This is a genomic window from Pseudoxanthomonas suwonensis 11-1 (assembly GCF_000185965.1).
In the GTDB taxonomy this organism is placed as follows: Bacteria; Pseudomonadota; Gammaproteobacteria; order Xanthomonadales; family Xanthomonadaceae; genus Pseudoxanthomonas; species Pseudoxanthomonas suwonensis_A.
In genome coordinates this window covers 1855546-1882174 of record NC_014924.1, presented here as the reverse complement: position 1 = coordinate 1882174, position 26629 = coordinate 1855546, and the positions used below count along the sequence as shown (strand labels likewise).

Annotated in this window: 21 protein-coding genes; 9 read left to right on the top strand and 12 right to left on the bottom strand. The window is 69.7% G+C overall.

All coding sequences use genetic code 11. The features are described 5' to 3' along the window. The first annotated feature begins 38 nt into the window (after positions 1-38). The 4 genes from prfB (at position 39) to PSESU_RS08540 (ending at position 6248) form a co-directional block, all read left to right on the top strand. A protein-coding gene (gene prfB / locus PSESU_RS08555) for a peptide chain release factor 2 (protein WP_013535374.1) occupies positions 39-1167 on the top strand; the annotation gives its coding sequence in 2 pieces (ribosomal slippage) (positions 39-113 and positions 115-1167; 1128 coding nt in all). Between the two features lie 123 nt (positions 1168-1290). Continuing rightward, the gene (lysS, locus tag PSESU_RS08550) at positions 1291-2820 is read left to right on the top strand and encodes a lysine--tRNA ligase (protein WP_013535373.1); all 1530 of its coding nucleotides are present in this window, start codon (positions 1291-1293) and stop codon (positions 2818-2820) included. Between the two features lie 154 nt (positions 2821-2974). Next, positions 2975-4045, top strand: a complete 1071-nt coding sequence (locus tag PSESU_RS08545) for an HD-GYP domain-containing protein (RefSeq protein WP_013535372.1) — start codon at positions 2975-2977, stop codon at positions 4043-4045. Continuing rightward, positions 4038-6248, top strand: coding sequence for an ATP-binding protein (locus tag PSESU_RS08540; RefSeq protein WP_013535371.1), 2211 nt, complete (start codon positions 4038-4040; stop codon positions 6246-6248). The genes PSESU_RS08545 and PSESU_RS08540 overlap by 8 nt, the downstream gene beginning before the upstream one ends. 66 nt (positions 6249-6314) lie before the next feature. Here PSESU_RS08540 and PSESU_RS08535 read toward each other — a convergent pair whose 3' ends face one another. Together PSESU_RS08535 and PSESU_RS08530 are read right to left on the bottom strand one after the other, a co-directional pair. Further along, complete coding sequence (locus tag PSESU_RS08535; RefSeq protein WP_013535370.1) at positions 6315-7181, bottom strand: crotonase/enoyl-CoA hydratase family protein; 867 nt, start codon at positions 7179-7181, stop codon at positions 6315-6317. A 181-nt stretch (positions 7182-7362) separates the two neighbouring features. Next, positions 7363-9069, bottom strand: coding sequence for a long-chain fatty acid--CoA ligase (locus tag PSESU_RS08530; RefSeq protein ID WP_013535369.1), 1707 nt, complete (start codon positions 9067-9069; stop codon positions 7363-7365). A 92-nt stretch (positions 9070-9161) separates the two neighbouring features. Here PSESU_RS08530 and PSESU_RS08525 point away from each other — a divergent pair, with 92 nt between their 5' ends. Then, positions 9162-9632: a nuclear transport factor 2 family protein gene (locus PSESU_RS08525; RefSeq protein WP_233275205.1), complete on the top strand. Its 471-nt coding sequence runs from the start codon at positions 9162-9164 to the stop codon at positions 9630-9632. Between the two features lie 72 nt (positions 9633-9704). Here the strand turns inward: PSESU_RS08525 and acnA are convergent, their stop codons facing one another. Beyond that, positions 9705-12458 carry an aconitate hydratase AcnA gene (gene acnA / locus PSESU_RS08520; RefSeq protein WP_013535367.1) on the bottom strand — a complete coding sequence of 918 codons (2754 nt, stop codon included), beginning with the start codon at positions 12456-12458 and terminating at the stop codon, positions 9705-9707. 189 nt (positions 12459-12647) lie between these two features. Here acnA and PSESU_RS08515 point away from each other — a divergent pair, with 189 nt between their 5' ends. From PSESU_RS08515 to acnB, 3 genes are read left to right on the top strand one after another with little or no spacing between them, the layout of a single operon-like run. Continuing rightward, positions 12648-12878, top strand: a complete 231-nt coding sequence (locus PSESU_RS08515) for an AbrB/MazE/SpoVT family DNA-binding domain-containing protein (protein WP_013535366.1) — start codon at positions 12648-12650, stop codon at positions 12876-12878. Continuing rightward, on the top strand, positions 12875-13273 hold the full coding sequence (locus PSESU_RS08510) for a type II toxin-antitoxin system VapC family toxin (protein ID WP_013535365.1): 399 nt from the start codon (positions 12875-12877) through the stop codon (positions 13271-13273). Before PSESU_RS08515 ends, PSESU_RS08510 begins: the two co-directional genes overlap by 4 nt. A gap of 38 nt (positions 13274-13311) precedes the next feature. Continuing rightward, on the top strand, positions 13312-15903 hold the full coding sequence (gene acnB, locus PSESU_RS08505) for a bifunctional aconitate hydratase 2/2-methylisocitrate dehydratase (protein WP_013535364.1): 2592 nt from the start codon (positions 13312-13314) through the stop codon (positions 15901-15903). Between the two features lie 59 nt (positions 15904-15962). Here the strand turns inward: acnB and PSESU_RS08500 are convergent, their stop codons facing one another. After that, entirely contained in the window at positions 15963-16391 is a 429-nt protein-coding gene (locus PSESU_RS08500) for a VOC family protein (RefSeq protein ID WP_013535363.1), read from the bottom strand. 84 nt (positions 16392-16475) lie between these two features. On the opposite strand from PSESU_RS08500, the gene PSESU_RS16550 reads away from it, so the two are divergent. After that, positions 16476-17054: a TetR family transcriptional regulator gene (locus PSESU_RS16550; RefSeq protein WP_013535362.1), complete on the top strand. Its 579-nt coding sequence runs from the start codon at positions 16476-16478 to the stop codon at positions 17052-17054. A gap of 72 nt (positions 17055-17126) precedes the next feature. Here PSESU_RS16550 and PSESU_RS16415 read toward each other — a convergent pair whose 3' ends face one another. The 8 genes from PSESU_RS16415 to can all read right to left on the bottom strand — a co-directional run bounded on the left by PSESU_RS16415 (position 17127) and on the right by can (position 26589). After that, positions 17127-19775, bottom strand: coding sequence for an N-acetylmuramidase domain-containing protein (locus PSESU_RS16415; RefSeq protein ID WP_013535361.1), 2649 nt, complete (start codon positions 19773-19775; stop codon positions 17127-17129). A 68-nt stretch (positions 19776-19843) separates the two neighbouring features. After that, a complete protein-coding gene (locus tag PSESU_RS08480) occupies positions 19844-20431 on the bottom strand; it encodes a DUF2939 domain-containing protein (RefSeq protein WP_155942744.1) in 588 nt (195 codons plus the stop codon). An 11-nt stretch (positions 20432-20442) separates the two neighbouring features. Beyond that, entirely contained in the window at positions 20443-21129 is a 687-nt protein-coding gene (locus tag PSESU_RS08475) for a DUF2461 domain-containing protein (RefSeq protein ID WP_013535359.1), read from the bottom strand. Beyond that, on the bottom strand, positions 21126-22568 hold the full coding sequence (sbcB, locus tag PSESU_RS08470) for an exodeoxyribonuclease I (RefSeq protein ID WP_013535358.1): 1443 nt from the start codon (positions 22566-22568) through the stop codon (positions 21126-21128). The genes PSESU_RS08475 and sbcB overlap by 4 nt, the downstream gene beginning before the upstream one ends. 58 nt (positions 22569-22626) lie before the next feature. Next, entirely contained in the window at positions 22627-24009 is a 1383-nt protein-coding gene (locus tag PSESU_RS08465; protein WP_013535357.1) for an FAD-dependent oxidoreductase, read from the bottom strand. Between the two features lie 66 nt (positions 24010-24075). Then, entirely contained in the window at positions 24076-25344 is a 1269-nt protein-coding gene (gene kynU / locus PSESU_RS08460; RefSeq protein ID WP_013535356.1) for a kynureninase, read from the bottom strand. Next, positions 25341-25898, bottom strand: coding sequence for a 3-hydroxyanthranilate 3,4-dioxygenase (locus PSESU_RS08455; RefSeq protein WP_013535355.1), 558 nt, complete (start codon positions 25896-25898; stop codon positions 25341-25343). Before PSESU_RS08455 ends, kynU begins: the two co-directional genes overlap by 4 nt. A 25-nt stretch (positions 25899-25923) precedes the next feature. Further along, entirely contained in the window at positions 25924-26589 is a 666-nt protein-coding gene (can, locus tag PSESU_RS08450; protein ID WP_013535354.1) for a carbonate dehydratase, read from the bottom strand. Between the last annotated feature and the right edge of the window lie 40 nt (positions 26590-26629).

The following is a 26629-nucleotide window of genomic DNA, read 5'->3' as shown; positions in this document are numbered from 1 at the left end:
TAGAATCGGCGACCGCTTTTCACCTGCCTGTTGCCGCCATGATCGAGCTCAATCCCATCCGCCAGCGCATCGCCGACCTGACCGGTCGCGTGGTCTCGCTACGGGGGTATCTTTGACTACGACGCCAAGAAAGAGCGTCTGGAAGAAGTAAACCGCGAACTGGAACTGCCCAACGTCTGGGACGACCCGGAACGGGCCCAGGCCCTGGGGCGCGAACGCGCGCTGCTGGAGAAGACCGTCGGCGGCATCGCCTCGGTGCTGGAGGGCCTTGAAGGTTCCACCGAGCTGCTTGAGCTGGCCGAGAGCGAGCAGGACGAAGAGACCGCCGAGGCGGTGGTGGCCGACGTAGACCGCTTCGAGAAGCACATCGAGGCGCTGGAGTTCCAGCGCATGTTCTCCGGGCAGATGGACGGCGCCAACGCCTTCGTCGACATCCAGGCCGGCGCCGGCGGCACCGAGGCCCAGGACTGGGCCGAGATGCTGCTGCGAATGTACCTGCGCTGGTGCGAGTCGCGCGGCTGGAAGACCGAGCTGCTGGAAGTCTCCGGTGGCGACGTGGCCGGCATCAAGTCCGCCACCTTCCGCGTGGAGGGCGACTTCGCCTACGGCTGGCTGAAGACCGAGACCGGCGTGCACCGCCTGGTGCGCAAGAGCCCGTTCGATTCGGACAACCGCCGCCACACCAGCTTCACCTCGGTGTTCGTGTCGCCGGAAGTCGATGACAAGATCGACATCGAGATCAACCCGGCCGACCTGAAGACCGACGTCTACCGCTCCTCGGGCGCCGGCGGCCAGCACGTCAACAAGACCGAGTCGGCGGTGCGCATCACCCACGTGCCCAGCGGCATCGTGGTGGCATGCCAGACCGAGCGCAGCCAGCACGCCAACCGCGACCGCGCGATGAAGATGCTGGCGGCCAAGCTGTACGAGCTGGAGATCCAGAAGCGCAACGCCGAGAAGGACGCGGTGGAAGCCACCAAGTCCGACATCGGCTGGGGCAGCCAGATCCGCAACTACGTGCTGGACCAGAGCCGGATCAAGGACCTGCGCACCGGCATCGAGCGCAGCGATACCCAGAAGGTGCTGGACGGCGACCTGGACGAGTTCGTCGAGGCCAGCCTCAAGGCCGGCCTGCAGGTCGGCGCCAAACGGACCGACGCGGCCTGACCCGCGGCGGCCCCGGCCGCCAGCCCGCCACCCGCGTCCGCAAACACGACGACAGGCCCGGCGCCCACAGCGCGCCGGGTGCCCCGAATCCAGGCGCGCCCCGCGCCACGTCCGGTCCAGAACATGAGCCAGTCCAACGAAACCGTCCCTGCCGTCGCGCCTGTCGACGAGAACCACCTGATCGCCGAGCGCCGCGCCAAGCTTGCGGCCCTGCGCGAGCGCGGCATCGCCTTCCCCAACGACTTCAAGCGCGCCGACTACGCCGGCGACCTGCAGGCCGAGTTCGCCGACGCCGGGCAGTGGACCGGCGAGGCGCTGGAAGCGCTGCCGCGCACCGTGGCCATCGCCGGCCGCCTGATGGCCAAGCGGGTGATGGGCAAGGCCAGCTTCGCCCAGGTGATGGACGAGTCCGGCCGGATCCAGCTGTTCCTGCAGGGCAACGTGCTGGGCGAGGCCTACGAGGCGTTCAAGTCGTTCGACATCGGCGACATCGTCGCGGTCGAGGGCGGCCTGACCCGCACCCGCACCGGCGAGCTGTCGCTCAAGGCCACCAGCCTGCGCCTGCTGGTCAAGTCGCTGCGCCCGCTGCCGGACAAGTGGCACGGCCTGAGCGACGTGGAGCAGCGCTACCGCCAGCGCTACGTCGACCTGATCGTGACCCCCGAGGCGCGCGAGGTGTTCGTCAAGCGCAGCAAGATCATCCGTGCGATCCGCTCCTGGCTGGACGAGCGCCGCTTCCTGGAAGTGGAGACGCCGATGATGCACTACATCCCCGGTGGCGCCACGGCCAGGCCGTTCGTGACCCACCACAATGCGCTGGACCTGCAGCTGTACCTGCGCGTGGCGCCGGAGCTGTACCTCAAGCGCCTGGTCGTCGGCGGCCTGGAGCGGGTGTACGAGATCAATCGCAACTTCCGCAACGAGGGCGTGTCCACCCGGCACAACCCCGAGTTCACCATGCTCGAGCTGTACGAGGCCTACGCCACGTACCACGAGGTCATGGACCTGACCGAGAACGTGATCCGCGATACCGCGCGCAGCGTCCTCGGCACCACCGAGGTGGAGTGGGAAGGACAGAGGATCGACCTGGGCCCGGCGTTCCGGCGCTGGCGCATGGACGAGGCCGTGCGCCACCACAACCCGGAGATCAGCGCCGCCGACTGCACCGACCGCGAGGCCCTGCTGCGCCACTGCGAGCGCCTGGGGATCAAGGTCAAGCCGGCCTGGGGCTGGGGCAAGCTGCTGTTGGAGATCTTCGAGGCCACGGTCGAGCACACCCTCATCCAGCCGACCTTCATCACCGATCACCCGGTGGAGGTCAGCCCGCTGGCGCGCGCCTCGGACACCGAGCCGGGCTACACCGACCGCTTCGAGCTGTTCATCAACGGCAAGGAGCTGGCCAACGGCTTCTCCGAGCTCAACGACCCCGAGGACCAGGCCGCGCGCTTCCAGGCGCAGGTCGCGGCCAAGGAGGGCGGCGACGACGAGGCCATGCACTACGACGCCGACTACATCCGCGCGCTGGAGTACGGCATGGCCCCGACCGGAGGCCTGGGCATCGGCATCGACCGCCTGGTGATGCTGCTGACCGGCAGCACCTCGATCCGCGACGTGCTGCTGTTCCCGTACATGCGTCCCGGCCAGCCGGGCTGAGCAGGGCGGGGGTTGGACCCGGCGTGTCCCCCGGGGCACGCCCGGGCAGGGGCCGGACCGGGTAGCGGTCCGGGACGGGTAGCAGGGTATACGTGCCGGTACGGACCGCGCGCGCTATGCTGCTGCCGGGACCACGGGCGGGACGGGCAAGGCCTTGGATATCGCCATCGTCGACGACCAGGCATCGGCACGCACGATGCTTCGTCACATCATCGAGGACATCGCCTCCGAGCTGAAGGTGCACGACTTCGGCGATGCACGCCAGGCGCTTGCCTGGTGCGAGGACAATCCGGTCGACCTGCTGCTGCTGGACTACCGCATGCCCGGGATGGACGGGCTGGAGTTCGCGCGCCGCTTCCGGCGCCTGCCGCGGCACCGGGACATCCCCATCATCCTGATCACCGTGGTCGGCGACGAGCCGATCCGCCAGGCCGCGCTGGAGGCCGGGGTGATCGACTTCCTGGTCAAGCCGGTGCGCCCGCGCGAGCTGCGCGCTCGCTGCCACAACCTGCTGCAGCTGCGGCAGCAGGCCGAGACCGTCAAGCAACGCGCGCTGTCGCTGGAACAGCGCCTGCTGGCGAGCATGCACGAGGTCGAGGAGCGCGAGCGCGAGACCCTGTCGCGGCTGGCGCGGGCGATCGAGTTCCGCGACGCCGGCACCAACTCGCACCTGGAACGCATGTCCCGGGTGGCCTCGCTGATCGCCGAGTCGCTGGGCCTGCCCGAGGAGGAGGTCCGCACCATCGAGGCGGCCGCGCCCCTGCACGACATGGGCAAGATCGCGATCCCGGACTCGGTGCTGATGAAGGCCGGGCAGCTGACCCCCGAAGAAACGGAGGTCATGCGCCGCCATCCGCGGATCGGCTACGAACTGCTGGCCGACAGCCCCAACCGCTTCATCCAGGCCGGTGCCCTGATCGCCCTGCGCCACCACGAGCGCTGGGACGGCAGCGGCTACCCGGACGGCCTGGCCGGCGAGGCGATCCCGCTGGAGGCGCGGATCGTGGCCGTGGCCGACGTGTTCGACGCGCTGATCTCGCGGCGCCCGTACAAGGAGGCGTGGACCATCGACGCCGCCCTGGCCTATCTCTGCGCCCAGCGTGGGCGGCTGTTCGACCCGGCCTGCGTGGACGCGCTACTGCGGGCGCGCGAGCGCCTGCTGATGATCTGCGAGCAGTTCTCCGCCGCCTCGCCGCGGCCGCTCGGGGAGGCTGCCGGTGGCTAGCGCCTGGGACTGGCTGAAGCAGCGCCTGGTGCGGCGGCCGGACAGCGAGCACGGCCAGGCGCTGGTGCGCATCGTCCTGATCCTGCTGATCCTGTCCTACGTCCTGCTGCCGTCCTCGCGCGCCGGGCTGGACCCTGTGCAGTACCGCGACGTGCTTGCGATCGTGCTGGGCGGGCTGGCGCTGAGCCTGGCCATCTTCGGGTGGCTGCTGGCCAGGCCCGGGCGCTCGGACGTGCGGCGCGCGGTCGGCATGCTTGCCGACTACGGGCTGATGGCCGCCGGCATGATCCGCATGGGCGAGCCGCTGGCCTGGGTCTACATCGTGGTGATGTGGGTCACCATCGGCAACGGCCTGCGCTACGGCAACCGCTACCTGCTGGCGGCGGTGGCGATGGCGGTCGCCAGCTTCGGCACCGTGGTCTGGGCCACCGAGTTCTGGCACTCGGTGCGTGCGCTGGGCCTGGGCCTGCTGGCCGGCCTGGTGGCGGTGCCGATGTATCTGTCCAGCCTGCTGCGCCAGCTGACCCGCGCCACCGAGGAGGCGCAGCGCGCCAGCGAGGCCAAGAGCCGGTTCCTGGCCAACATGAGCCACGAGTTCCGGACCCCGCTCAACGGCCTGGCCGGCATGACCGAGCTGCTCTCAACCACCCCGCTGGACAGCGAGCAGCGCGAGTGCCTGCGCACCATCCAGGCCTCGACCCGCAGCCTGATGGGCCTGGTCGAGGACGTGCTGGACATCTCCGCGATCGAGGCCGGCAAGGTCAAGCTCAGCCCGGAGAACTTCTCGCCGCGCGAGGCGGTGGATTCGATCGGCCTGATCCTGCAGCCGCAGGCGCGGCAGAAGCAGCTCGAGTACCTGGTGGTGGTGGAGGACGCGGTGCCGTCGCTGGTGCACGGCGATGCGGTCCACCTGCGCCAGGTGCTGCTGAACCTGGTCGGCAATGCGGTGAAGTTCACCGACGCCGGGCGGGTGAGGGTGGATGTGTCGCTGGCCGGCGCCAGCGATGGCCAGGTCGTGCGGCTGCGCTTCGCGGTCAGCGACACTGGCATCGGCATCCCCGAATCCATGCGCGAGCGGCTGTTCGAGGCTTTCGAACAGGCCGACGCCGGCCTGGCCCGACGCTATGGCGGCACCGGTCTGGGCACGACGATCGCCCGCGGCCTTGTCGAGGCCATGGGTGGCCGGATCGGCTACGAGAACCTGGAGCCGCGCGGCAGCCGGTTCTGGTTCGAGATCCCGTTCCAGGCGGCGGCCGAGCCGCGCCGGGTCGCGGTGCTGGAGCCGGGCCAGGAAGCCGAGGTCGAGGCCGCACCCAGCGACGACGGCAAGGTCATCGCCTTCGCCGACCCGTTCCTGCGCCACCGCGCGCGGGTGCGCAGCATGCAGGTGCTGGTGGCCGACGACTACGAGGCCAACCGCATGGTCCTGCAGCGCCTGCTGCAGAAGGCCGGGCACAAGGTCACCTGCGTGGCCGGCGGCGAGGAGGTGCTCGACGCCATGGCCGTGCGCGACTACGACGTGGCCGTGGTGGACCTGCACATGCCCGGCATCAGCGGGCTGGACCTGCTGCGCCAGCTGCGCGTGATCCAGGCCGGCGGCGGTCCGCAGACCCCGGTGGTGATCCTCAGCGCCGACGTCACCCCCGAATCGATCCAGCGCTGCGAGAAGGCCGGGGCCTACGCCTTCCTGGCCAAGCCGGTCGCAGCATCGCGCCTGCTCGACGTACTTGCCGACGCGGCGCTGAAGCGTTCGCGTCGCCCGGGCCAGCCCGGACTTCCGGGCGAGCCGCGACCGGTATCGACCATCGGCTCCACTGGCGCGGGCAATGCGGGCACTGTGCTCGATCCGTCGGTGCTGGACGAACTGGCGGCGATGGGCATGGGCCTGGCCTTCGAGCGCGAGTTCGTACGCCATTGCCTGGTCGACGCGGAGGGCTGCGTGGCCTCGATGCAGCAGGCCGGCGACGAGGGCGACTGGTCGCGGCTGCGCGACCATGCCCACGCGATCAAGGGCGTGGCGGCGAACATGGGCCTGGTCAGGGTCGCCGAGCTGGGCGGGGCGCTGATGCGCCTGCCGGAATACCAGATGCGTACCCAGTGGCGCGAGCAGCTGGAACGGCTGGTCGATGCCCTGGCCGAAGGCCGGCGTGCCCTTGACGCGCGCACCGGACGGGCGGGCGAGGCCCGCGACAGCAACGACTGATCCGCCATGCGCCGGTCGCGGCAGGGCCCGGCGATGCCATCGCGCCGGGCCGGCCGCCCCGCACGCTCAGGCCGCCTGCATGCCCGCGCGACGGGTCTGCGCACGCACGATCCGCTCCATGGTCCGCAGCGACTTCTCGCCCAGGGCCAGTGCGGTATCCACCCAGACCTCGGTGATCGCCAGCAGCTCGGCATGGGTCACCGGCTGGCCGATACTGCGCACCGCGTTCATTGCCAGCTGCGCGTGCGGGGTGCGCTGGTGCTGCCGGATCAGTTCGCGCACCGCGGCCTCGCCTTCGCCCCTGGGTACCAGCACGTCGACCACGCCCAGCCGGTGCATCTCCTCGCTGGAATGGATCTCGCCGCCGAGGATCATCTTCTCGGCCAGGCGCGGGCTAACCCGCTTGCACAGGAACGAGTACGCGCCCATGCCCGGGAACAGGCCGAACACCACCTCCGGCAGGCCCATGCCCACGCCTTCCTCGGCAACGATGGTGTGGCAGGCCAGCGCCATCTCCAGGCCGCCGCCGAGGGCATCGCCCTGGATCAGGGCCACGGTGTGGACGTCGCCCCCGAAGCCGGTATGGACGTGGTGCACGCCTTCCACGCAGCGTCGGGCATAGGCCAGCAGCTGCCCGCGGTCGCCGGCGCGGATCAGGCGCATGAACAGGTCCAGGTCGCCACCGAGGTTGTAGGCGCCGGCCGCCGAGGCCAGCACGAAGTGGCGCAGCTGGCCGGGTGCGCGCTGGTCGGGCGCCAGGGTCATGGCGCTCATGTAGCTCCACATGTCCTCCAGCATCTCGAAGCGGCAGCAGGGGCGGACGCCGGTGTCGGCATCGGCGTGCATGTAGAGCCAGTGCGCGCTGCCGTCGGCCGGTCCCTCCACGCGGATGGTGGGGTAATGGGCAAGGCGCAGCTTCTCGATGGTGGTCATTGCCAGCTCTCCAGGGACAAGGGGGTGGTGATCGATGGACGTACGATGTTCGTACGCCGGCGATCCTACACCGCGGTCGTGTAACCGCCCGGAACCAAAAGGAAAAGGCGCGCCGGTTGCGCGGCGCGCCTTTCGTCCCGTGGTGCTGGCCCGGGGATGTTTTCCCGGGGGGCGCGCTGGATCAGTGCGCGGCCGGCGCCTCGTCGGTCTTCGCCGGCGCCGGGTCACGCAGTTCCTTGCGCAGGATCTTGCCGACGTTGCTCTTGGGCAGCTCGTCGCGGAACTCGATCTGGCGCGGCTGCTTGTAGCCGGTCAGCGCCTGGCGGCAGTAGGCCTTGATGTCCTCGGCGGTCAGCGCCGGATCCTTCTTGACCACGAACAGCTTGACCACCTCGCCGGAATGCTCGTTCGGCACGCCCACGGCGGCCACTTCCAGCACGCCGGGCATGGCCGCGACCACGTCCTCGATCTCGTTCGGGTACACGTTGAAGCCCGAGACCAGGATCATGTCCTTCTTGCGGTCGACGATGTAGACGAAGCCCTGCTCGTCGATGCGGGCCATGTCGCCGGTGTGCAGCCAGCCATCGGCGTCGATGGTCTTGGCGGTCTCCTCCGGACGCTGCCAGTAGCCCTTCATCACCTGCGGGCCCTTGATGCACAGCTCGCCGATCTCGCCCAGCGGCAGCACCTTGCCGTCCTCGTCCTTGATGCACACGTCGGTCGAGGGGATCGGCAGGCCGATGGCGCCGTTGAACTCCTTGAGGTCCAGCGGGTTGATGCAGGCGGCCGGCGAGGTTTCGGTCAGGCCATAGGCCTCGACCAGGGTCACGCCGGTGACCTTCTTCCAGCGCTCGGCCACGGCGCGCTGCACGGCCATGCCACCGCCCAGGGCGATCTTGAGCTTGGAGAAGTCCACCTCGTCGAAGCCGGGGGTGTTGAGCAGGCCGTTGAACAGGGTGTTGACGCCGGTGATCGCGGTGAAGCCGGAGGTCTTCAGCTCCTTGACGAAGTTCGGCATGTCGCGCGGATTGGTGATCAGGTGGTTGAGGCCACCGAGCTCCATGAACACCAGGCCGTTCGCCGTAAGCGCGAAGATGTGGTACAGCGGCAGGGCGGTGATGATCACCTCCTCGCCGGGGCGCAGGTCGTTCGGGCTCAGCCACGCCGAGGCCTGGCGCATGTTCGCGACCAGGTTGCGGTGGGTGAGCATCGCGCCCTTGGCCACGCCGGTGGTGCCGCCGGTGTACTGCAGGAAGGCGATGTCGGACGGGTCGATGTCGACCTGCGGCAGGGTGTGGCGCTTGCCCGCGGCCAGCGCGTCCCTGAAGCGCACGGCGCCGGGGATGTCGTACTCCGGCACCATCTTCTTCACGTACTTCAGCACGAAGTTGACGATGGCGCCCTTGGGGAAGCCCAGCATGTCGCCCAGGCCGGTGGTGATCACCTGCTTGAGCGGGGTCTCGGCCAGCACTTCCTGCACGGTGTGGCCGAAGTTGTCGACCACCACGATCGCCGCGGCGCCGGCGTCGACCAGCTGGTGCTTCAGCTCGCGCGCGGTGTACAGCGGGTTGACGTTCACCACGGTCAGGCCTGCGCGCAGGATGCCGAAGGTGGCGATCGGGTACTGCAGGCAGTTGGGCATCATCAGGGCGACGCGGTCGCCCTTCTTCAGGCCGAGCTCGCCCAGCAGGTAGGCCGCGAACTGGTTGGCCAGCACGTCGGCTTCGCGATAGGTGATGGTCTTGCCGAAGTTGCGGTAGGCGGGACGGTCGGCATAACGGGCAACGGTCGCGTCGAAGACCGCGGCCACGGACCGGTACTGGTCCGGATCGATTTCAGCGGGCACACCTTTCGGATAGCTCTGCAGCCAGGGACGATCCGGATTCATTGAGCTCCCTCCCGAGGAGTAGTCTTGCGTCTGCATCAGTTCTGCCACGCCGTCATGGGGCCGGCGTTCCGGTGCGGAGCATACCGTTACGGATGGAAAAGTCGAAGTCGATGGCGACTATCAACCTGTTTCCCCGGCCACTGGCCAGGGCCCTCGCACTATGCACGCTGCTGCTCCTGGCGGCCGGCTGCACGCGCGAACCCCCTGAAGAACAGCTGCGGAACACGCTTGGGCAGATGCAGCAGGCGCTGGAGGAACGTGCGCCGGCGCGCTTCATGGAGCACGTGTCCGGGGATTTCGTCGGCAATGGCGGCATTGATCGTGATGCGCTGCAGCAGATGGTCCGCGCGCAGGTGCTGGCCAACCAGCGCGTCGGCCTTACCTTCGGACCGGCCGAAGTCGAGGTGCAGGGCAGCAGCGCGACCATACGCTTTTCCGCACTGGCGACCGGAGGCAGCGGCCGTTTCCTCCCCGAGCGAGGCGGCGCCTGGGACGTGACCACGGGATGGCGCGAGGAGGGCGGGGACTGGCGCCTGCTGCACGCCAGCTGGGAACGCCGCTAACCGCATCGGTCTTCCGCAAAAGGAAAGCCCCGCATCCGCGGGGCTTTCCGGTCATGACCCTGGCGACGCGGCTCAGGCCGCCTTGCGCTGGGCCAGCTGGCGCAGCACGTACTGCAGCAGGCCGCCGTGGCGGAAGTACTCGACTTCCTTCGGGGTCAGCAGCAGCACGTGGACCTCGAACTCCACCACGCGGCCATCGGCCTTGCGCGCGGTGACCTTGGCGGTCTTGCTGGCGCCGTCCTGCAGCCCGGCGATGTCGAAGGTTTCGGTGCCGTCCAGGCCCAGCGACTGCGCGTTCTGCCCCTGCTTGAACTGCAGCGGCAGCACGCCCATGCCGACCAGGTTGGAGCGGTGGATGCGCTCGAAGCTCTCGGCCACCACAGCCTTGACGCCCAGCAGGTTGGTGCCCTTGGCCGCCCAGTCGCGCGAGGAACCGGTGCCGTACTCCTTGCCGGCGATCACCAGCAGCGGGGTGCCCTCGGCCTTGTACTTCATGGCCGCGTCGTAGATCGACATCTTCTCCGGCGGGTTCGAGCCGAAGTACAGGGTGTTGCCGCCTTCCTCGCCGCCGAAGAACAGGTTCTTGATGCGGATGTTGGCGAAGGTGCCGCGGACCATGACGTCGTCGTTGCCGCGGCGGCTGCCGTAGCTGTTGAAGTCCGCCGGCTGCACCCCGCGCGACTGCAGGAAGCGGCCCGCCGGCGAGTCCTTCTTGATGTTGCCGGCCGGGGAGATGTGGTCGGTGGTGATCGAATCGCCGAACAGGCCCAGCACGCGCGCGCCGTGGATGTCGCTGATCGAGCCGACATCCATGGTCATGCCTTCGAAGTAGGGCGGGTTCTTGATGTAGGTCGAGGCCCCGTCCCACACGTACAGCTCGCCGTCCGGCGAATCGATCGTGTTCCAGCGATTGTCGCCCTTGAACACGTCGGCGTAGTTCTGCTTGAACATCTCCGGGCCGATGGTCGCGGCGATGGTGTCGCCGATCTCCTTGCTGCTCGGCCAGATGTCGCGCAGGTACACCGGCTGGCCGTCGCTGCCGGTGCCCAGCGGTTCGGAGGTCAGGTCGATGTCGGTGGTGCCGGCCAGGGCATAGGCCACGACCAGCGGCGGGCTGGCCAGGTAGTTCATCTTGACCTCGGGGTGCACGCGGCCCTCGAAGTTGCGGTTGCCCGACAGCACCGAGGTGACCACCAGGTCGCCGGCGGCGATGCCCGCGCTGACTTCCGGCGGCAGCGGGCCGGAGTTGCCGATGCAGGTGGTGCAGCCGTAGCCGACCACGTAGAAGCCGACCTTCTCCAGCTCCTTCAGCAGGCCGGCCTTGTCCAGGTAGTCGGTGACCACGCGCGAGCCAGGGCCGAGCGAGGTCTTGACCCAGGGCTGGCGGTTGAGACCGCGGGCAGCGGCATTACGCGCCAGCAGGCCGGCGGCGATCATCACCGCCGGGTTGGAAGTGTTGGTGCAGGAGGTGATCGCGGCGATCACCACCGCGCCGTCGCGCAGCTTGACCTGCTGGCCATCGATCTCGACATGGGCCACACCCTTGTGCAGGGCCTCGTTTCCGACCGCGGCGGTGCCGCCCTCGGCGATGAAGTCGGCCACCTCCGGGTCGCGGCGGTCGCGGGTGGCGGTCAGCAGGGCCACGTTCTCGCGGTAGTTCTGCTTCATGTCGCCCAGCAGGACACGGTCCTGCGGACGCTTGGGGCCGGCCAGCGACGGGCGCACGTCGCCCATGTCCAGCTCCAGCACCGAGCTGTAGCTGGCATGCGGGCTGTCCGGGGTGTGCCACAAGCCCTGGGCCTTGGCGTAGGCCTCGACCAGGGCGATCTGCTCCTCGCTGCGGCCGGACAGGCGCAGGTAGTTCAGCGACTCGGCGTCGATCGGGAAGATGCCGCAGGTGGCGCCGTATTCCGGGGCCATGTTGCCGATGGTGGCGCGGTCGGCCAGCGGCAGGTGCTGCAGGCCGTCGCCGAAGAACTCGACGAACTTGCCCACCACGCCGTGCTTGCGCAGCATCTGGGTGACGGTCAGCACCAGGTCGGTGGCGGTGGCGCCCTCCGGCAGCTTGCCGGTGAGCTTGAAGCCGACCACCTGCGGGATCAGCATCGACGAGGGCTGGCCGAGCATCGCGGCCTCGGCCTCGATGCCGCCCACGCCCCAGCCCAGCACGCCGATGCCGTTGATCATGGTGGTGTGCGAGTCGGTGCCGAACACCGTGTCCGGGTAGGCCCAGGCCTCGCCATCCTTGTCCGCGGTCATGACCACGCGGGCCAGGTTCTCCAGGTTCACCTGGTGGACGATGCCGGTGTTCGGCGGCACCACGCGGAAGTCGTCGAAGGCCTTCTGGCCCCAGCGCAGGAATGCGTAGCGCTCGCGGTTGCGCTCGAACTCGATGCGGCCGTTGATGTCCAGCGCGTCGGGCTTGCCGAACACGTCCACCTGCACCGAGTGGTCGATCACCAGCTCGGAGGGGATCAGGGGGTTGATCTGGCTGGCGTCGCCGCCGAGCTTGACCACCGCGTCGCGCATGGCGGCCAGGTCGACCACGCAGGGCACGCCGGTGAAGTCCTGCAGGACCACGCGCGCCGGCATGAAGGCGATCTCGGTATCCGGCTCGGCCGTGGGATCCCAGTTCGCCACCGCCTCGATGTGCTCGGGCAGCACCGTGACCCCGTCCTCGTGGCGGAGCAGGTTCTCCAGCAGGATCTTCATCGAGTAGGGCAGGCGGCCCAGTTCGAAGCGCTCGGCCAGCTTGGGGAGGCTGGCGTAGGTGTATGACTTGCCGCCGACTTCAAGGCGACTGCGGGTGGCGAAGGAATCGCTCATTGCGAGGCTCCTCTGGCTTGGAGGGGGAGCCGCCGGGGCGGCTGAAGGTTTCAGCTGGGTATTATTGGTCCGTCTGCATGACAGGTCCGTCTTTGCCCGCCCACTGTAGGCCAGCAGACGGTACGCCGGATTGAGTATGCATGAAATGGTATGTATCATGGCCGCATACCAGCTGGCGGAGATCCCCCCATGGAAGCGACCGTGGCCGAGCGTGGCCAGATCACGCTGCCGAAGGCCGTGCGTGACGCCCTGGGCCTGACCAAGGGCACCCTGCTGAAGGTCGAGCTGGACGGCAGCCGCATCATCCTGCGCAAGAGCGTGGATGACGCCATTTCCCGCGCCCGCGGCAAGTTCGCCCTCGACGGCTTCGAGTCGTCCGAAGAGGCGGTCGAACGCCTGCGCGACGACGCCGGGCAATGATCGCCGTCGATTCCCCGGTCCTGATTGAACTGCTCAGCGACGGCCCCCGCGCCGACGCGGTGGAGGCCTGCCTGCGGCAGGCCCTGGTCGGCGGCCGGGTGGTCGTGTGCGGCACCACCCTGGCCGAGCTGTGCGCCGCCCTGCGTGGTGGCGCCGAGGTCCAGGAGGCGCTGGAGGAAATGGGCATCCATTTCAGCCCGCTGGAGGCCAAGTCGGCGCTGCGCGCCGGCGAGATGCACCGCCGCCACCGCCAGCGCGGCGGCGCCCACCGCGGCATCGCCGCCTTCCTGGTCGGGGCCCACGCACTGCTGCAGTGCGATGGCCTGGTCACCTGGAACGACGCCTTCTACCGAGATTACTTCAAGGGGCTGCGGCTGATCGTGCCGCAGGCCTGATTCCCCACCGTTTTCCGTTACCAAGCCCGGAGTTGTCCATGTTGGAAGCCTACCGCCACCACGTCGCCGAGCGCGCCGCCCTCGGTATCCCGCCGCTGCCGCTGTCCGCGCAGCAGACCGCCGAGGTCATCGAGCTGCTGAAGAACCCGCCGGCGGGCGAGGAGCAGTTCCTGGTCGACCTGCTCACCAACCGCGTGCCGGCCGGCGTCGATGACGCCGCCAAGGTCAAGGCTTCCTACCTGGCCGCGCTGGCCTTCGGCAGCGAGAAGAACCCGCTGCTCAGCCGCGAGCGCGCCACCGAGCTGCTGGGCACCATGCTCGGCGGCTACAACGTCTCGCCGCTGATCGAGCTGCTCGACGACGCCACCGTCGGCGCCATCGCCGCCGAGGGCCTGAAGAAGACCCTGCTGGTGTTCGATGCCTTCCACGACGTGGAAGAGAAGGCCAAGGCCGGCAACGCCAACGCCAAGGGCGTGCTGCAGAGCTGGGCCGACGCCGAGTGGTTCACCAGCAAGCCGGAAGTGCCGCAGAGCCTGACCATCACCGTGTTCAAGGTGCCGGGCGAGACCAACACCGACGACCTGTCGCCGGCCCCGGACGCCACCACGCGCCCGGACATCCCGATGCACGCCCTGGCGATGCTGAAGAACAGGCGCGCCGACGCGCCGTTCGTCCCGGAGGAAGACGGCAAGCGCGGCCCGATCCAGGAAATCCTGTCGCTCAAGGACAAGGGCCACCTGGTCGCCTACGTCGGCGACGTGGTCGGCACCGGCTCCTCGCGCAAGTCCGCCACCAACTCGGTGCTGTGGTGGACCGGCGACGACATCCCGTTCATCCCCAACAAGCGCGCCGGCGGCGTGTGCCTGGGCGGCAAGATCGCCCCGATCTTCTACAACACCATGGAAGACGCCGGCGCCCTGCCGATCGAGCTGGACGTCGGCCAGATGAACCACGGCGACGTGGTCGAGCTGCGCCCGTACGAGGGCAAGGCGCTGAAGGACGGGCAGGTCATCGCCGAGTTCAAGGTCAAGTCCGAGGTGCTGTTCGACGAGGTGCGCGCCGGCGGCCGCATCCCGCTGATCATCGGCCGCGGCCTGACCGCCAAGGCCCGCGAGTCGCTGGGCCTGCCGGCCACCGACCTGTTCCGCCTGCCGCAGCAGCCGGCCGACACCGGCAAGGGCTACTCGCTGGCGCAGAAGGTGGTCGGTCGCGCCTGCGGCCTGCCGGAAGGCAAGGGCGTGCGCCCGGGTACCTACTGCGAGCCGAAGATGACCTCGGTCGGTTCCCAGGACACCACCGGCCCGATGACCCGCGACGAGCTGAAGGACCTGGCCTGCCTCGGCTTCTCGGCCGACCTGGTGATGCAGTCGTTCTGCCACACCGCGGCCTATCCGAAGCCGGTCGACGTCAAGACCCACCACACCCTGCCGGAGTTCATCTCCACCCGCGGCGGCATCTCGCTGCGCCCGGGCGACGGCGTGATCCACAGCTGGCTCAACCGCATGCTGCTGCCCGACACCGTCGGCACCGGCGGCGACTCGCACACCCGTTTCCCGGTGGGCATCTCGTTCCCGGCCGGCTCGGGCCTGGTCGCCTTCGCCGCGGCCACCGGCGTCATGCCGCTGGACATGCCGGAGTCGGTGCTGGTCCGCTTCAAGGGCCAGATGCAGCCGGGCGTCACCCTGCGTGACCTGGTCAACGCGATCCCGTACTACGCCATCAAGAATGGCCTGCTGACCGTCGCCAAGGCCGGCAAGAAGAACATCTTCTCCGGGCGCATCCTGGAGATCGAGGGCCTGCCGCAGCTGAAGGTGGAGCAGGCGTTCGAGCTGTCCGACGCTTCGGCCGAGCGCTCCGCCGCCGGCTGCACCGTGCGCCTGGACAAGGAGCCGATCATCGAATACCTCACCAGCAACATCACGCTGCTGAAGTGGATGATCGCCGAGGGCTACCAGGACGCCCGCTCGCTGGCGCGCCGCATCGCCAAGATGGAGGAGTGGCTGGCCAACCCGCAGCTGCTGGAGCCCGATGCCGACGCCGAGTACGCGGCGGTCATCGAGATCGACCTGGCCGAGATCGTCGAGCCGATCGTGGCCTGCCCGAACGACCCGGACGACGTGAAGTCGCTGTCGGCCGTGGCCGGTACCGCGATCGACGAGGTGTTCATCGGTTCGTGCATGACCAACATCGGCCACTTCCGTGCCGCGGCCAAGCTGCTGGAAGGCAAGCGCGACATCCCGACCCGCCTGTGGGTCGCGCCGCCGACCAAGATGGACGCCTCGGAGCTGACCAAGGAAGGCGTGTACGGCACCTTCGGCACCGCCGGTGCGCGCATGGAAATGCCGGGCTGCTCGCTGTGCATGGGCAACCAGGCCCAGGTGCGCGAGGGTGCCACGGTGTTCTCCACCTCCACCCGCAACTTCCCGAACCGCCTGGGCCGCAACACCAACGTGTTCCTGGGTTCGGCGGAGCTGGCGGCGATCTGCTCGCGCCTGGGCAAGATCCCGTCCCGCGAGGAGTACATGGCCGACATCGGCGTGATCAACGAGAAGGGCGCCGAGATCTACCGCTACATGAACTTCGACCAGATCGAGGAGTACCGGAAGACGGCCGAGACCGTGGCCGCCTGATCCATCCGGCACCGCTGTACCGAACGCCCGGCCATGCGCCGGGCGTTTCCTTTTGCGGGTCAGGCGGGCAGGGCCTCGTCGGCGTAGGCGGAAGCGAATTCCCCGGAAGGCGGGATCGGCTGGATCACGTCGACCAGCACGCCGTTGGGGTCGGCGGTGATGAAGTGGCGCTGGCCGAAGGCCTCGTCGCGCAGTTCCAGCAGCACCGGCAGGCCTGCAGCGGTCAGCCGGGCGTACTCGGCGTCCACGTCCTCGACCTCGAAGTTGAGCAGCAGGCCACCTGCGTGGAGGTCGCGTGCCACGGCGGGGATGGTGGAATGGCCTGCCGCAAGTACGGCCAGGTTGACCTCCGGCTGGCCCTCCAGCTGCAGGTGCACGTACCAGTCGGAAGTGAACAGTGGACGGAAGCCGAAGTGCCGCTGGTAGAAGTCGGCGGTGGCGGCGACATCGCTGGCCTGGATGACGGGGTAGTAGCTGCTGACCTTCATGGCTTGCCTCCGTTGACCCATAAACATACAGTCCGTATGTAATTCGACGATACATACAGACTGTATGTTTATGCAAGAGGTGACATGGCCAGAACCAATCGCGAACGTACCGAAGCCACCCGCGCGGCCCTGATCCAGGCGGCCCGCGGGCGGTTCGTCGCCCAGGGCTATGCCGCTACCGGGACGCCTGACATCGTGGCAGCGGCCGGCGTGACGCGCGGGGCGCTCTACCACCACTTCGCCGACAAGCTGGACCTGTTCCGGGCCGTGGTGGAGACCGAGCAGGCGGCCGTGGCCGCAGCGATCGAAGCGGCGACCCCCCGATCGCTGCCGCCCCTGCAGGCACTCAAGGCCGGCAGCGCCGCATTTCTCGAGGCGATGGCGGTGCCGGGGCGCACGCGTCTGCTCCTGGTCGAAGCGCCCGCGGCGCTGGGCGTCGCGGCACTGGACGCGATCGACGCCAGCCATGGCGGGCGCACCCTGCGCGAGGGCCTGGCGCAGGCGATGGACGAGGGCCTGCTGCGGCGACTGCCCCCGGAGCCGCTGGCCGCGCTGCTGTCGGCAGCGTTCGACCGTGCCGCGCGGGCGGTGGCCGAGGGCGCCGACCGCCAGGCCTGGCAGGAGACCCTGGATGCCCTGGTCGACGGGCTGGCGGTGGCCTGAGCAGGGACGCCGCCAGGGCTACGCGTACCTGGTATCGCGCCTGCGGCCGCCGGCGGCGCTGCCGCCAGCGGCTCAGGCCTTGCGCACCAGCTCGATGATCAGCCGCTGCAGCGCCGGATCGTCGTCCAGGCTGCCGTGGGTGGCGGCGGTGGTGCTGCGGCTGGCGCTGCCATCCAGCACCAGTTCGCTGGGCAGGCGGGTGATCTCGCTGGCCGGGCTGGCCACGGCCATCATCCGCGCGCCCCAGGGCAGGGTGGCGCGCGCCGGGACCAGGTGCCGCTCCAGGCCCAGCAGCGGCGTCTCGCGCCGGTCCTCGAAGGCGCGCGATACCAGGTACAGCAGCGAGTGCCCATACGGCCTGCAGGTCGGGTCGGCGCGCTCGGCCGCATCCGACAGGTGCGCCACCAGCATGCGGGTGCCTGCCTTCAGCGCGGCCTTGCCCAGGGTGAGGTCGAACTCGTCGGTGCGTACCGCCGGAGCGATCAGGCTGGCCGTGCGCAGGTCGAAGCCCTCGGCCGCCATGGTCGCGCCCAGGTGCGAGTGCAGGATGGCGCCGGCCGAATGCCCGACCAGGTGCAGGCGCAGCGCCGGCAGGCCGTAGGCCCGGGCGTTGGCCCGGTACAGCGCGAGCAGCTGGCGGATGCCGGACTCGGGGCTCGTGCCGATGCGCAGTGCGTTCTGCTTCATTTCGCCCCACAGCGGGCGCCCCAGCGGCCGTGCCACCGACTCCACACGCTGGTTCCACCATTCCTTCCAGCGCTCGCGCAGCTTGCGCAGCGTGCCGGCGGCGCGCTCCCGTTCCGGTGCCAGGCGGTCCTCGATCAGGTTGGAGAGCGTCTTGACCGCGCCGGTCTCCCACATCAGGAACACCGGGAAGATCCGCTCTTCGTACAGCTTCGGCACCCAGTGCCGCGCCGAGCCGGCCGCCGCTTCCTCGTCGGTGAGCCCGCCATGGGCGTAGATGGCCACGTCCACTGCGCCGTCGGGTCCGATTTCCCAGCGGCGGCAGGCCTCGGCCAGGTGGATGCGCAGCAGCGCGTCCAGGTCCGAGGGCTGGGTGCGGAACTGGCCGCGCCGGCTCAGGCGGCCGTTGTTCTCCATGTTGATGATGAAGGGGGCGAGCTCGTGCGCGGCCAGGATCGGATTGCGCGACACCACCGCGCAGCGGCCCTGGGCATCGGTGCGCAGCGAGGTGGCTTCGGCGATCGCCTCGTGCTCGGAGGTCACCACGCCCAGCTGCGCGACCCAGCAGTCCATCGCGTTCTCCAGCCAGTCGCTGTAGCGCAGGACGGCCAGGCCGCCCTTGCCCCACCGCGTTCCCCAGGAGTTGTGCACGATGAAGCCGTCGCGGGTGTAGCCGACGATGGCGAAGGCGTGGCCGGCGCCCGGATCGCCGCGCAGCCGCCGGATAAGCGGCAGGTCGGACGGATCCTCGGGCCGTGGCAGGGGCTCATCGCCGAGCAGCTCCTCCCAGCCGGCGTGGGTCCAGGCACTGGCGTAGACGGCGCCGACCTGGTCGATGGCCACGTGCATGTCGCGCAGCGAGCGCGGATCGATGCGGTAGTAGGCGCCAAGCGGGCGCTTGAGCGCGTCGGTCCACCAGTCCTCGCAGGCGTCGGCCTTCGGTTCGGGCATCGCCGGCTTCGGCCACAGGCGGGCGCTGGCGGCGCCGTGGCGTAGCCAGCCCTTGAGCGCGCCACGCAGCGAGGAGCCGATCCCGCTGTCGTTGCCGCTGCCGTCGTCCTCCTCGTCGGCCCACTCGTCGTAGCGGCGGGCCATGCTGTAGAGCATGTGCGGCGACACCGGTTCGACATGGCGGCCGGCGCGCACCAGCAGGTACTCAATCACCGTGGCCAGTGCATAGCCGGTGCAGGCGCAGGTGTCGCCCTGGTCCAGGACCGGGCGCACGTCGTGCGGATAACGCACGTCACTTGGCGCCGAGGAGACCGGAGGCTGGTACTCCCAGTCGCGCAGGTCGACGCTGTCGGGACGGACGTTGAGGACCCGCCGCCGCTGCCTGCGCACCGATCCGGTGGGCGGGCGCGCCGCCAGGTCCGGCGCCGCCGGCTCCGGCCGCCCGGGCGGCAGCTGGCGCGTGCCGCGACCGGCGGCGCGGCCGCCCGCACTGCCGGCATGCCGGGCATAGGCCGCGGCGAGCTTGCCGTCGTAATCGTTCTGACGGTATCCGGGGCCGTTGTAGAGACGCGCGAAGCGCGCCCAGTCCTTGCGCCGCAACGGCAGCAGCAGAGGCGAACCCGGGCGGGCGATGAAACTGGCGAAGGCCTCCAGCTGGCCATCGGCCCCGGAGGACTGGGCCTCGACGAAGGCCCCGACGCAGTCGAAGCCGCACAGCGCGTAGTTGAAGCCCATGATCTGGAACGCGCCCCAGCTGGCCGACTGCATCGCCGCGGCGGCATCCAGCGCGGCGGCGCGGTCCAGCCGCTTCCATTCGCCGGCCAGCGACCCGGAATACTTCCTGCGGTCCCATTGCGGATGGCTGAGGTTGGGATGCGAGGCGCCGTAGCGGCCCGCCGTCAGGCGATGGAAGACATGGCCCTCGAACAGGATCTTGGGCCGGCGGTCCGGCGCCGGAAGGAAACCGCTGCCAGCCGACTCGACCTCGGCCACCGCGCGCAATGCCGCCAGCTCGACGTCCAGCCGTGCGGCCAGGCGCTCCCACATCTGCGGGGTGACGTCGCGCTCCAGTTCCTTCTGTTCCATTCCGATCCTCCAGGCTGGACGGCGGATGCTCCGGGTCCTGCAAAAACTACCGGACGGACAGGGCTGCGTCAGGCCGGTGGCGGCGCGGCCGGGTCGCCCGGCAGGCGGACATCGACCAGGCGCCAGTGCAGGCCCTGGCGCTGCAGCACCCAGACGCTGGTATTGCCGGGCGCATGCTGGACGGTCACGGTGGCCCGGGAAAGCGATTCATAGCTCAGCCGTGCATCCCGCAACGGACGTGCCGGTTCAACGCTCCAGCCCTCGCTGGAGCCACGGTCGCGGCCGCGTACCCGCTGCCACAGCACATGGCCCTGCAGCAGGGCGGCCACGCCCTGCGGAGTAGCCGCCAGCTCGACCCCGGCGCCTGCCACGCTGCCTGCGGCAGCCAGCGCCAGCGCCCCCAGTGGATGCGAGGCCACGTCCGCACCGGCCGCGCGCACCATGCGGTCCTGCACCTGCGCCCGCAGGTTGGCCTGCAGCCGCGGGAAATCGACATGGCGGGCGAGGGCAGTGCTGTCGCGCCGTTCCAGCGCGTCGGCGATGCCACGCACCGCCAGCCACGGGCCCGCGGCGATCCAGGCGGCCAGCAGGACCAGGAGCAGGCCGGCGCCAACCAGCGGCAGGCGCCAGCGGCTCTTTCGGGAAGGAACGGGCATTGCGGCCATGCTCAGAACTCCAGGTCCAGGGCGGCGCAGAGGTAGTCGACGAACGGGCCCAACGCGGCCAGGTCCTTCTCCAGCGTCGTGCGCAGGCGCGGGCCGGTCATGGTGGCGTCGTCCAGCGGGCGCCAGAACACCCAGTTGCGGTGGCGCAGGTCGTCGATGAATTCGAAGTCGGCCGGGAAACCACGCGGCGTGCGCACCAGCACCTCGGTGGCGTCGAGGTCGAAGCGGCGGCGGAATGCCCGCGCGTGCGCCGAGCGCCGCCAGGTCTCCGGGTTGTCGAAGATGAACTGGCGGACCTTGCGCTGGGTATCGGACTCCGGATGCCACAGCCCGGCGCCGACGAAGCTCTGCCCCGGCTGCAGGTGCACGTAGAACGAGGGCGCGGGCACTTCACGGCGGCGCTCATGGAACAGGCGCGCGCCCTGCCAGCTCTTGTACGGCGACTTGTCGTTGGAGAAGCGCGCGTCGCGGTGGATGCGGAACAGCGAGCCGCCCACCGGGCGCGGATCGGCGCGGAAGTGCGGGCTGATCGCGGCCACCGCCGGTTGCAGGTCGCCGATCAGGCGCAGGAATGGCTGGCGTACGTGCGCCTCGTAGTCGGCACGGTGGGCCTGGAACCAGGCCTTGTCGTTGTGTCGCGCCAGGCCGCGCAGGAAGCGCAGGCTGGCCTCGCTGAAGTAGGCAGTCATAGTCCGTCGTGCAGCTCGCGGCCCCAGGCTTCCAGCTGGTCCAGCAGCACCAGGCGCTGGCCGTCGCCGGCATGGGTCGCGCGCAGCGTCGCGATCTCGGCAAAGAAGGTTTCGAAGGTGTATTCGGACAGGCCGCTGTCGGCCAGCAGGCGCCTGCGGCGGTAATCATCCCAGCGCCCGCGCTCGTCCGGCGTGAGGGTTTCCGGCCAGTTGCGGGCACGGTAGCGGAACAGCAGTTCCGGCAGGCGCGGATCGCGGAACTCGAAGGCGCGGCTGCCCAGGTCGGCCGGCGCGGTGGCGCGCACCTGGACGCAGAGGCGGCGGTCGCCGTCGCCGCAGAAGCCGGAGTACAGCGCGCCGTCGACGTCCTCCTCGCCGCGCTCGCGTGCCCCCCGTGCGTAGACCTGGCGGGCCTTCTCGGCCAGTTCCGGGCCGTGCGCACGCAGGCGTTCGACGCGGGCCAGCGCCAGCTCCGGGTCGATGCCCAGGCGCTGGAAGTCCGGCGCGCGCAGGTGGCCCCATGGCACCAGCATCGGCGAGCGGTTGAGGTGGACCTCCTTCAACGGCACCCGGGACACGCCCGGCGGCAGGTCGGCCACCGGCGTGTACAGGCGGTCGGCGATCTCTTCTGGCGCCTGTTCGAGCAACGCGTCCACGTCGCCGTCCAGGTCGAACACGATCACCCGGTTGCTGATGTCCGGATGCACGGCCAATGGCAGCACCGCCGCCGCGCACATGCGTGCGGCCGGGTAGCGCTGCGAGACATGCAGCACCGGATTCATGGCGAAGGTGTCCAGCAGGCTGGCGGCATGGCGCTTCTCGCGCATGCGCAGGGCGTAGTCCCACAGCCGCGGCTGGGCCTGGCGCAGCAGGCGGGCCAGGCCGATGGTCGCGTACACGTCCGACAGCGCCTCGTGAGCATCGCCCTCGCGCACGTTGTTGGCCAGGGCCAGGTGCTCGAGCTTGAACGAGGTCGCGCCGTCCTCGCGCTTGGGCCATTCGATGCCTTCGGGGCGCAGGGCGTGGGCCAGGCGCATCACGTCCAGCAGGTCCCAGCGCGAGTTGCCGCCGCGCCACTCGCGCTCGTAGGGATCGAAGAAGTTGCGGAACAGGGTGTGGCGGACGTACTCGTCGTCGAAGCGCAGCGAGTTGTAGCCCAGGGTGCAGGTGCCCGGGCGTGACATTTCCTCGACGATGCGCGCGGTCGCCTCGGCCTCGCTCAGGCCTTCGCGCAGTGCGTGCTGCGGGGCGATGCCGGTGATCAGGGTGGCCACCGGTGAGGGCAGCAGGTCGTCGGCCGGCCTGACGAACAGGCTGATCGGCTCGTCCACGACCTGCAGCTCGCGGTCGGTACGCACGGCGGCGAACTGGGCGATGCGGCTTCGGCGCGGGTCCGCGCCGAAGGTCTCCAGGTCGTAGAACAGGAAGCTGTCGGTCATGCAGGTATTGGACGGGCCGCGCGCGATTGCCGCAAGCCCGCGTGCGGCGGGTGGCGGTTCACCGCGCGCCGTCCAGTTCCGGCAGCTCGGCCTGGATGCGCCGTTCCAGCGCGTCCCAGTCGATCTGCGACAGGTCTTCGTGGCCGGCGGTGGCATCGACCAGGATGCGGCGCTGCACCTCGCTGCGTTCGTGCGCCACCGCGTATGGCACGCGCATGAAGGTCACCATGGTGTAGTGCGGCACGAAGCGGGTGGGATGGCGCGCCTGCAGCGCCCGCTCCAGTTCGCGCTGCAGCAGGAAGTCCGGATCGTCCACCCGGTCGCGCATCTCGATGTAGTTCTCCAAGGCCATGGCCTGGATAGCCGCCGCATTGGGCTTGCGCTCGGCCTCGAACGCGGCGAAGGCATCGGCCAGGCATTCGTGGCGGTCCATCGCATCGGCCAGGGCCACGCAGTCCTCGAAGGCGCAGTTCATGCCCTGGCCGTGGAACGGCACCATCGCGTGGGCGGCATCGCCCAGCACCACCGCGCGTCCGCCCATGTGCCAGGTGTCCAGGTAGAGCGTGCCCAGCAGGCCCGGGGGATGGTTCTCCCAGTCGCTCTCCAGGTCCGGGATCAGCGGCAGCGCATCCGGGAAGTCGCGGGCGAACAGGGCGCGCACCTCGGCGCCGCTGCGCACGCTGGCGAAGCAGGGGTCCCCGCTGCCCGGCGCGGCCTGGTTGGGCAGGAACAGGGTGACGGTGAAGGTGCGCTCGTCGTTGGGCAGGGCGATGCACATGTAGTGTCCGCGCGGCCAGATATGCAGCGCATGCGGTTCGATCATGAAGCCGCCATCCGGCGCCGGCGGGATCGTCAGCTCCTTGTAGGAGTGGTCCAGGAACTCGGTGCGCTCGCCGATGCCGGCGCGATGCACCATCTCCGCGCGCAGCGCAGATCCGGCGCCGTCGGTGCCGATCAGGGTGTCGAAGCGGATGTCGTGTGGCTGGTCGTCGCGGTCGTCGATCAGGCGTGCGTAGCCGGCATCGAAGTCCACGGTATGCAGGCGGCGGTGGAAGTGGATGGTGGCGCCGGCGCGTTCGGCCGCCTCCAGCAGGGTCATGTTGAGGTCGGCACGGTGCACCGACCAGATCACCTCGGAATCGTCGCGGCCGTAGCGCTGCAGCATGGTGCTGCCGTCGGTGGCGTGGACCATGCGCCCGCGCATCATCACCGCCTGGCGCATCACCGCTTCCTCCACGCCGGCGGCGCGCAGGGCATGGCGGCCACGCTCGGCCAGGGCCAGGTTGATCGAGCGGCCCGATTCGTAGCCCTTGATCCGCGGATCGCTACGGCGCTCGTAGATGGTGACCTTCCAGCCACGCCGGGAGAGCAGGATCGCCAGCAGCGAGCCGGCCAGGCCGGCGCCGATCAGGGTCAGGGAGCGGGAGTCACGACTGTCCAAGGCGGGATCCTGTGGGCGAGGAGCGGGGAGGGCGGTCGCGCCCGGGACGGAACAGGGACGCCGGCCTCAGCCGGCGCGCCAGCGCTCCACTTCCTCGACCAGCTCGAGTACGTCGGCGTAGCGGTTGTACAGCGGCACCGGGGCGATCCGGATCACGTCCGGCTCGCGCCAGTCGCCGAGGAAGCCGCGCTCGCGCAGGTGCTCGAACAGGGCGCGGCCGCGCCCGCGGCCGCCGGCCACGCGCAGCGAGAGCTGGCAGCCGCGGCGCTGCGGTTCGGCGGGGGTGACGACCTGCAGGGTGTCGGCCAGGCGCTCGTGGATCAGCCGTTCCAGCAGTCCGGTCAACCGTTCGGACTTGGCGCGCAGCGCGGCCATGCCGCCGGCACGTTCGAACTGCTCCAGCGAGGCGCGCAGCGGCGCCATCGCCAGCACCGGCGGATTGGACAGTTGCCAGCCCTCGGCGCCCACGGCCGGCACGAACTCCGGCGCCATGCGGAAGCGGGTCGAGGCCTCATGGCCCCACCAGCCGGCCATGCGCGGCAGATTGGCATTGCCATGGCGCTCGTGGACGAAGCAGCCGGCGACCGCGCCGGGTCCGGAGTTGACGTACTTGTAGTGGCACCACACCGCGAAGTCGGCCCCTGCATCGTGCAGGGCCAGCGGCAGGTTGCCCACGGCGTGGGCCAGGTCGAAGCCGACCCTGGCGCCCTGGGCGTGCGCCAGCGCCGCGATCCGCGCCAGGTCGAAGGCTTGGCCGGTGCGGTACTGGATGCCCGGCCACAGCACCAGCGCAAGACGCGGGCCATGGGCGGCGATGGCATCGGCGATGGCCTGGTCGGAAAGCGTGCCGTTGGATTCGTCCGCCTCGACCTCGACCAGGCACTCGGCCGGATCCAGCCCGTGCAGGCGGATCTGCGATTCCACCGCGTGGCGGTCGGACGGGAAGGCGCCGGCTTCCATCAGCACCACCGGGCGTCGCGCGTCTGGGCGGTAGAAGCTGGCCAGCATCAGGTGCAGGTTCACCGTCAGCGTGTTCATCGCCACCACTTCATCCGGACGCGCGCCGACCAGTCGTGCCAGGGGCTCGCGCACCAGGCGGTGGTACTCCATCCAGGCGGTATCGCCGCTGAAATGGCCTTCGACCGCTTCGGCCGCCCACTTGTCCAGCACCTCCAGGACGTGGGCGCGCGCGCCGCGCGGCTGCAGGCCCAGCGAGTTGCCGACGAAGTAGCGCTGCTCGCCACCGCCATGTGGCGGCACCAGGAACTCGTCGCGGAATCCGCGCAGCGGATCGGCTGCGTCCAGTTCGCGCACCAGCGCGGCGATGTCGCTCATTCGGTCTCCTCGGATGCTGCGCGCGGGGCCGCGGCGCGGGGCGGGTGCACGTGCCCGCAGTGGCCGCAGGTGCGCTTCTCGATGGAGGCGAAGAAGCGGTCGAACACCGGCGGGAAGTCCTGCTCGATGTCCTGCAGCTGGAAGAATTCCTCGTACAGCTTGTGGTTGCAGCGCTCGCAGTACCAGAGCAGGCCGTCGCGCTCGTGCGGCAGGCGCTTGCGCTCGATCACCAGGCCCACGCCGCCGGCCATGCGCTGCGGCGAGTGCGGGGTGCGCGGCGGCAGCAGGAAGGTCTCGCCGGCGCGGATCGGGATCTCGCGCAGCGAGCCGGGGCCGCCATCGCGGTTCTCCTGCACGCGTAGCACCATCTCGCCTTCCAGCTGCAGGAACCACTCCGGGCCTTCGTCCCAGTGGAAGTCGGTGCGCGAATTGGGGCCACCGACGACCATCACGATGAAGTCGCCGTCGTGGATGCACTTGTTGCCCACCGGGGGCCTGAGCAGGTGGCGGTGTTCCTCGATCCAGGCCTGCAGGTTGATCGGGGCGGAGAACATGGCGGCTCCTGCTGGTGGGGAAGGATCAGCGCAGGTCGCGGTCCTGTTCGATCCGGGCGAGGGCGGCCTGGTACTTCGGCTCCAGGTCCTCGATGCGGTCCACGTCCATGCCCAGGTGGTGGACGCGGCCGTCGCGCAGGGAATAGACCCAGCCGTGCACGGTCAGTTCCTGGCCGCGATCCCATGCATCGCGGATCACGTGGGTCTTGCACACGTTGACCACCTGCTCGAGCACGTTGAGCTCGCACAGGCGCGCGTGCTGGACCTCGGTGTCGCCGGCGTGCCCGAGGCAGTCGGCGTGGTGCTCGGCCACGTCGGTGACGTGGCGGATCCAGTTGTCGACCAGGCCCAGGCGCTGGCGGGTCAGCGCCGCATACACGCCGCCGCAGCCGTAGTGGCCCACCACCAGGATGTGCTTGACCTTCAGCACGTCCACCGAGAACTGGATCACCGACAGGCAGTTGAGGTCGGTGTGCACGACCACATTGGCGACATTGCGGTGGACGAACACCTCGCCCGGGGCCATGTCGATGATCTGGTTGGCCGGTACGCGCGAGTCCGAGCACCCGATCCAGAGGTACTCGGGCGCCTGCTGCTTGGACAGCCGGGAAAAGAACTCCGGGTCTTCGGCGCGGACGCGCTCGGACCAGGCGTGGTTGCGGGAGATCAGGTCGTGGAGGTCTTCGCTCATCGCTGCATTATCCCCGAGGCTGCCGTTCACGGCACGCGTG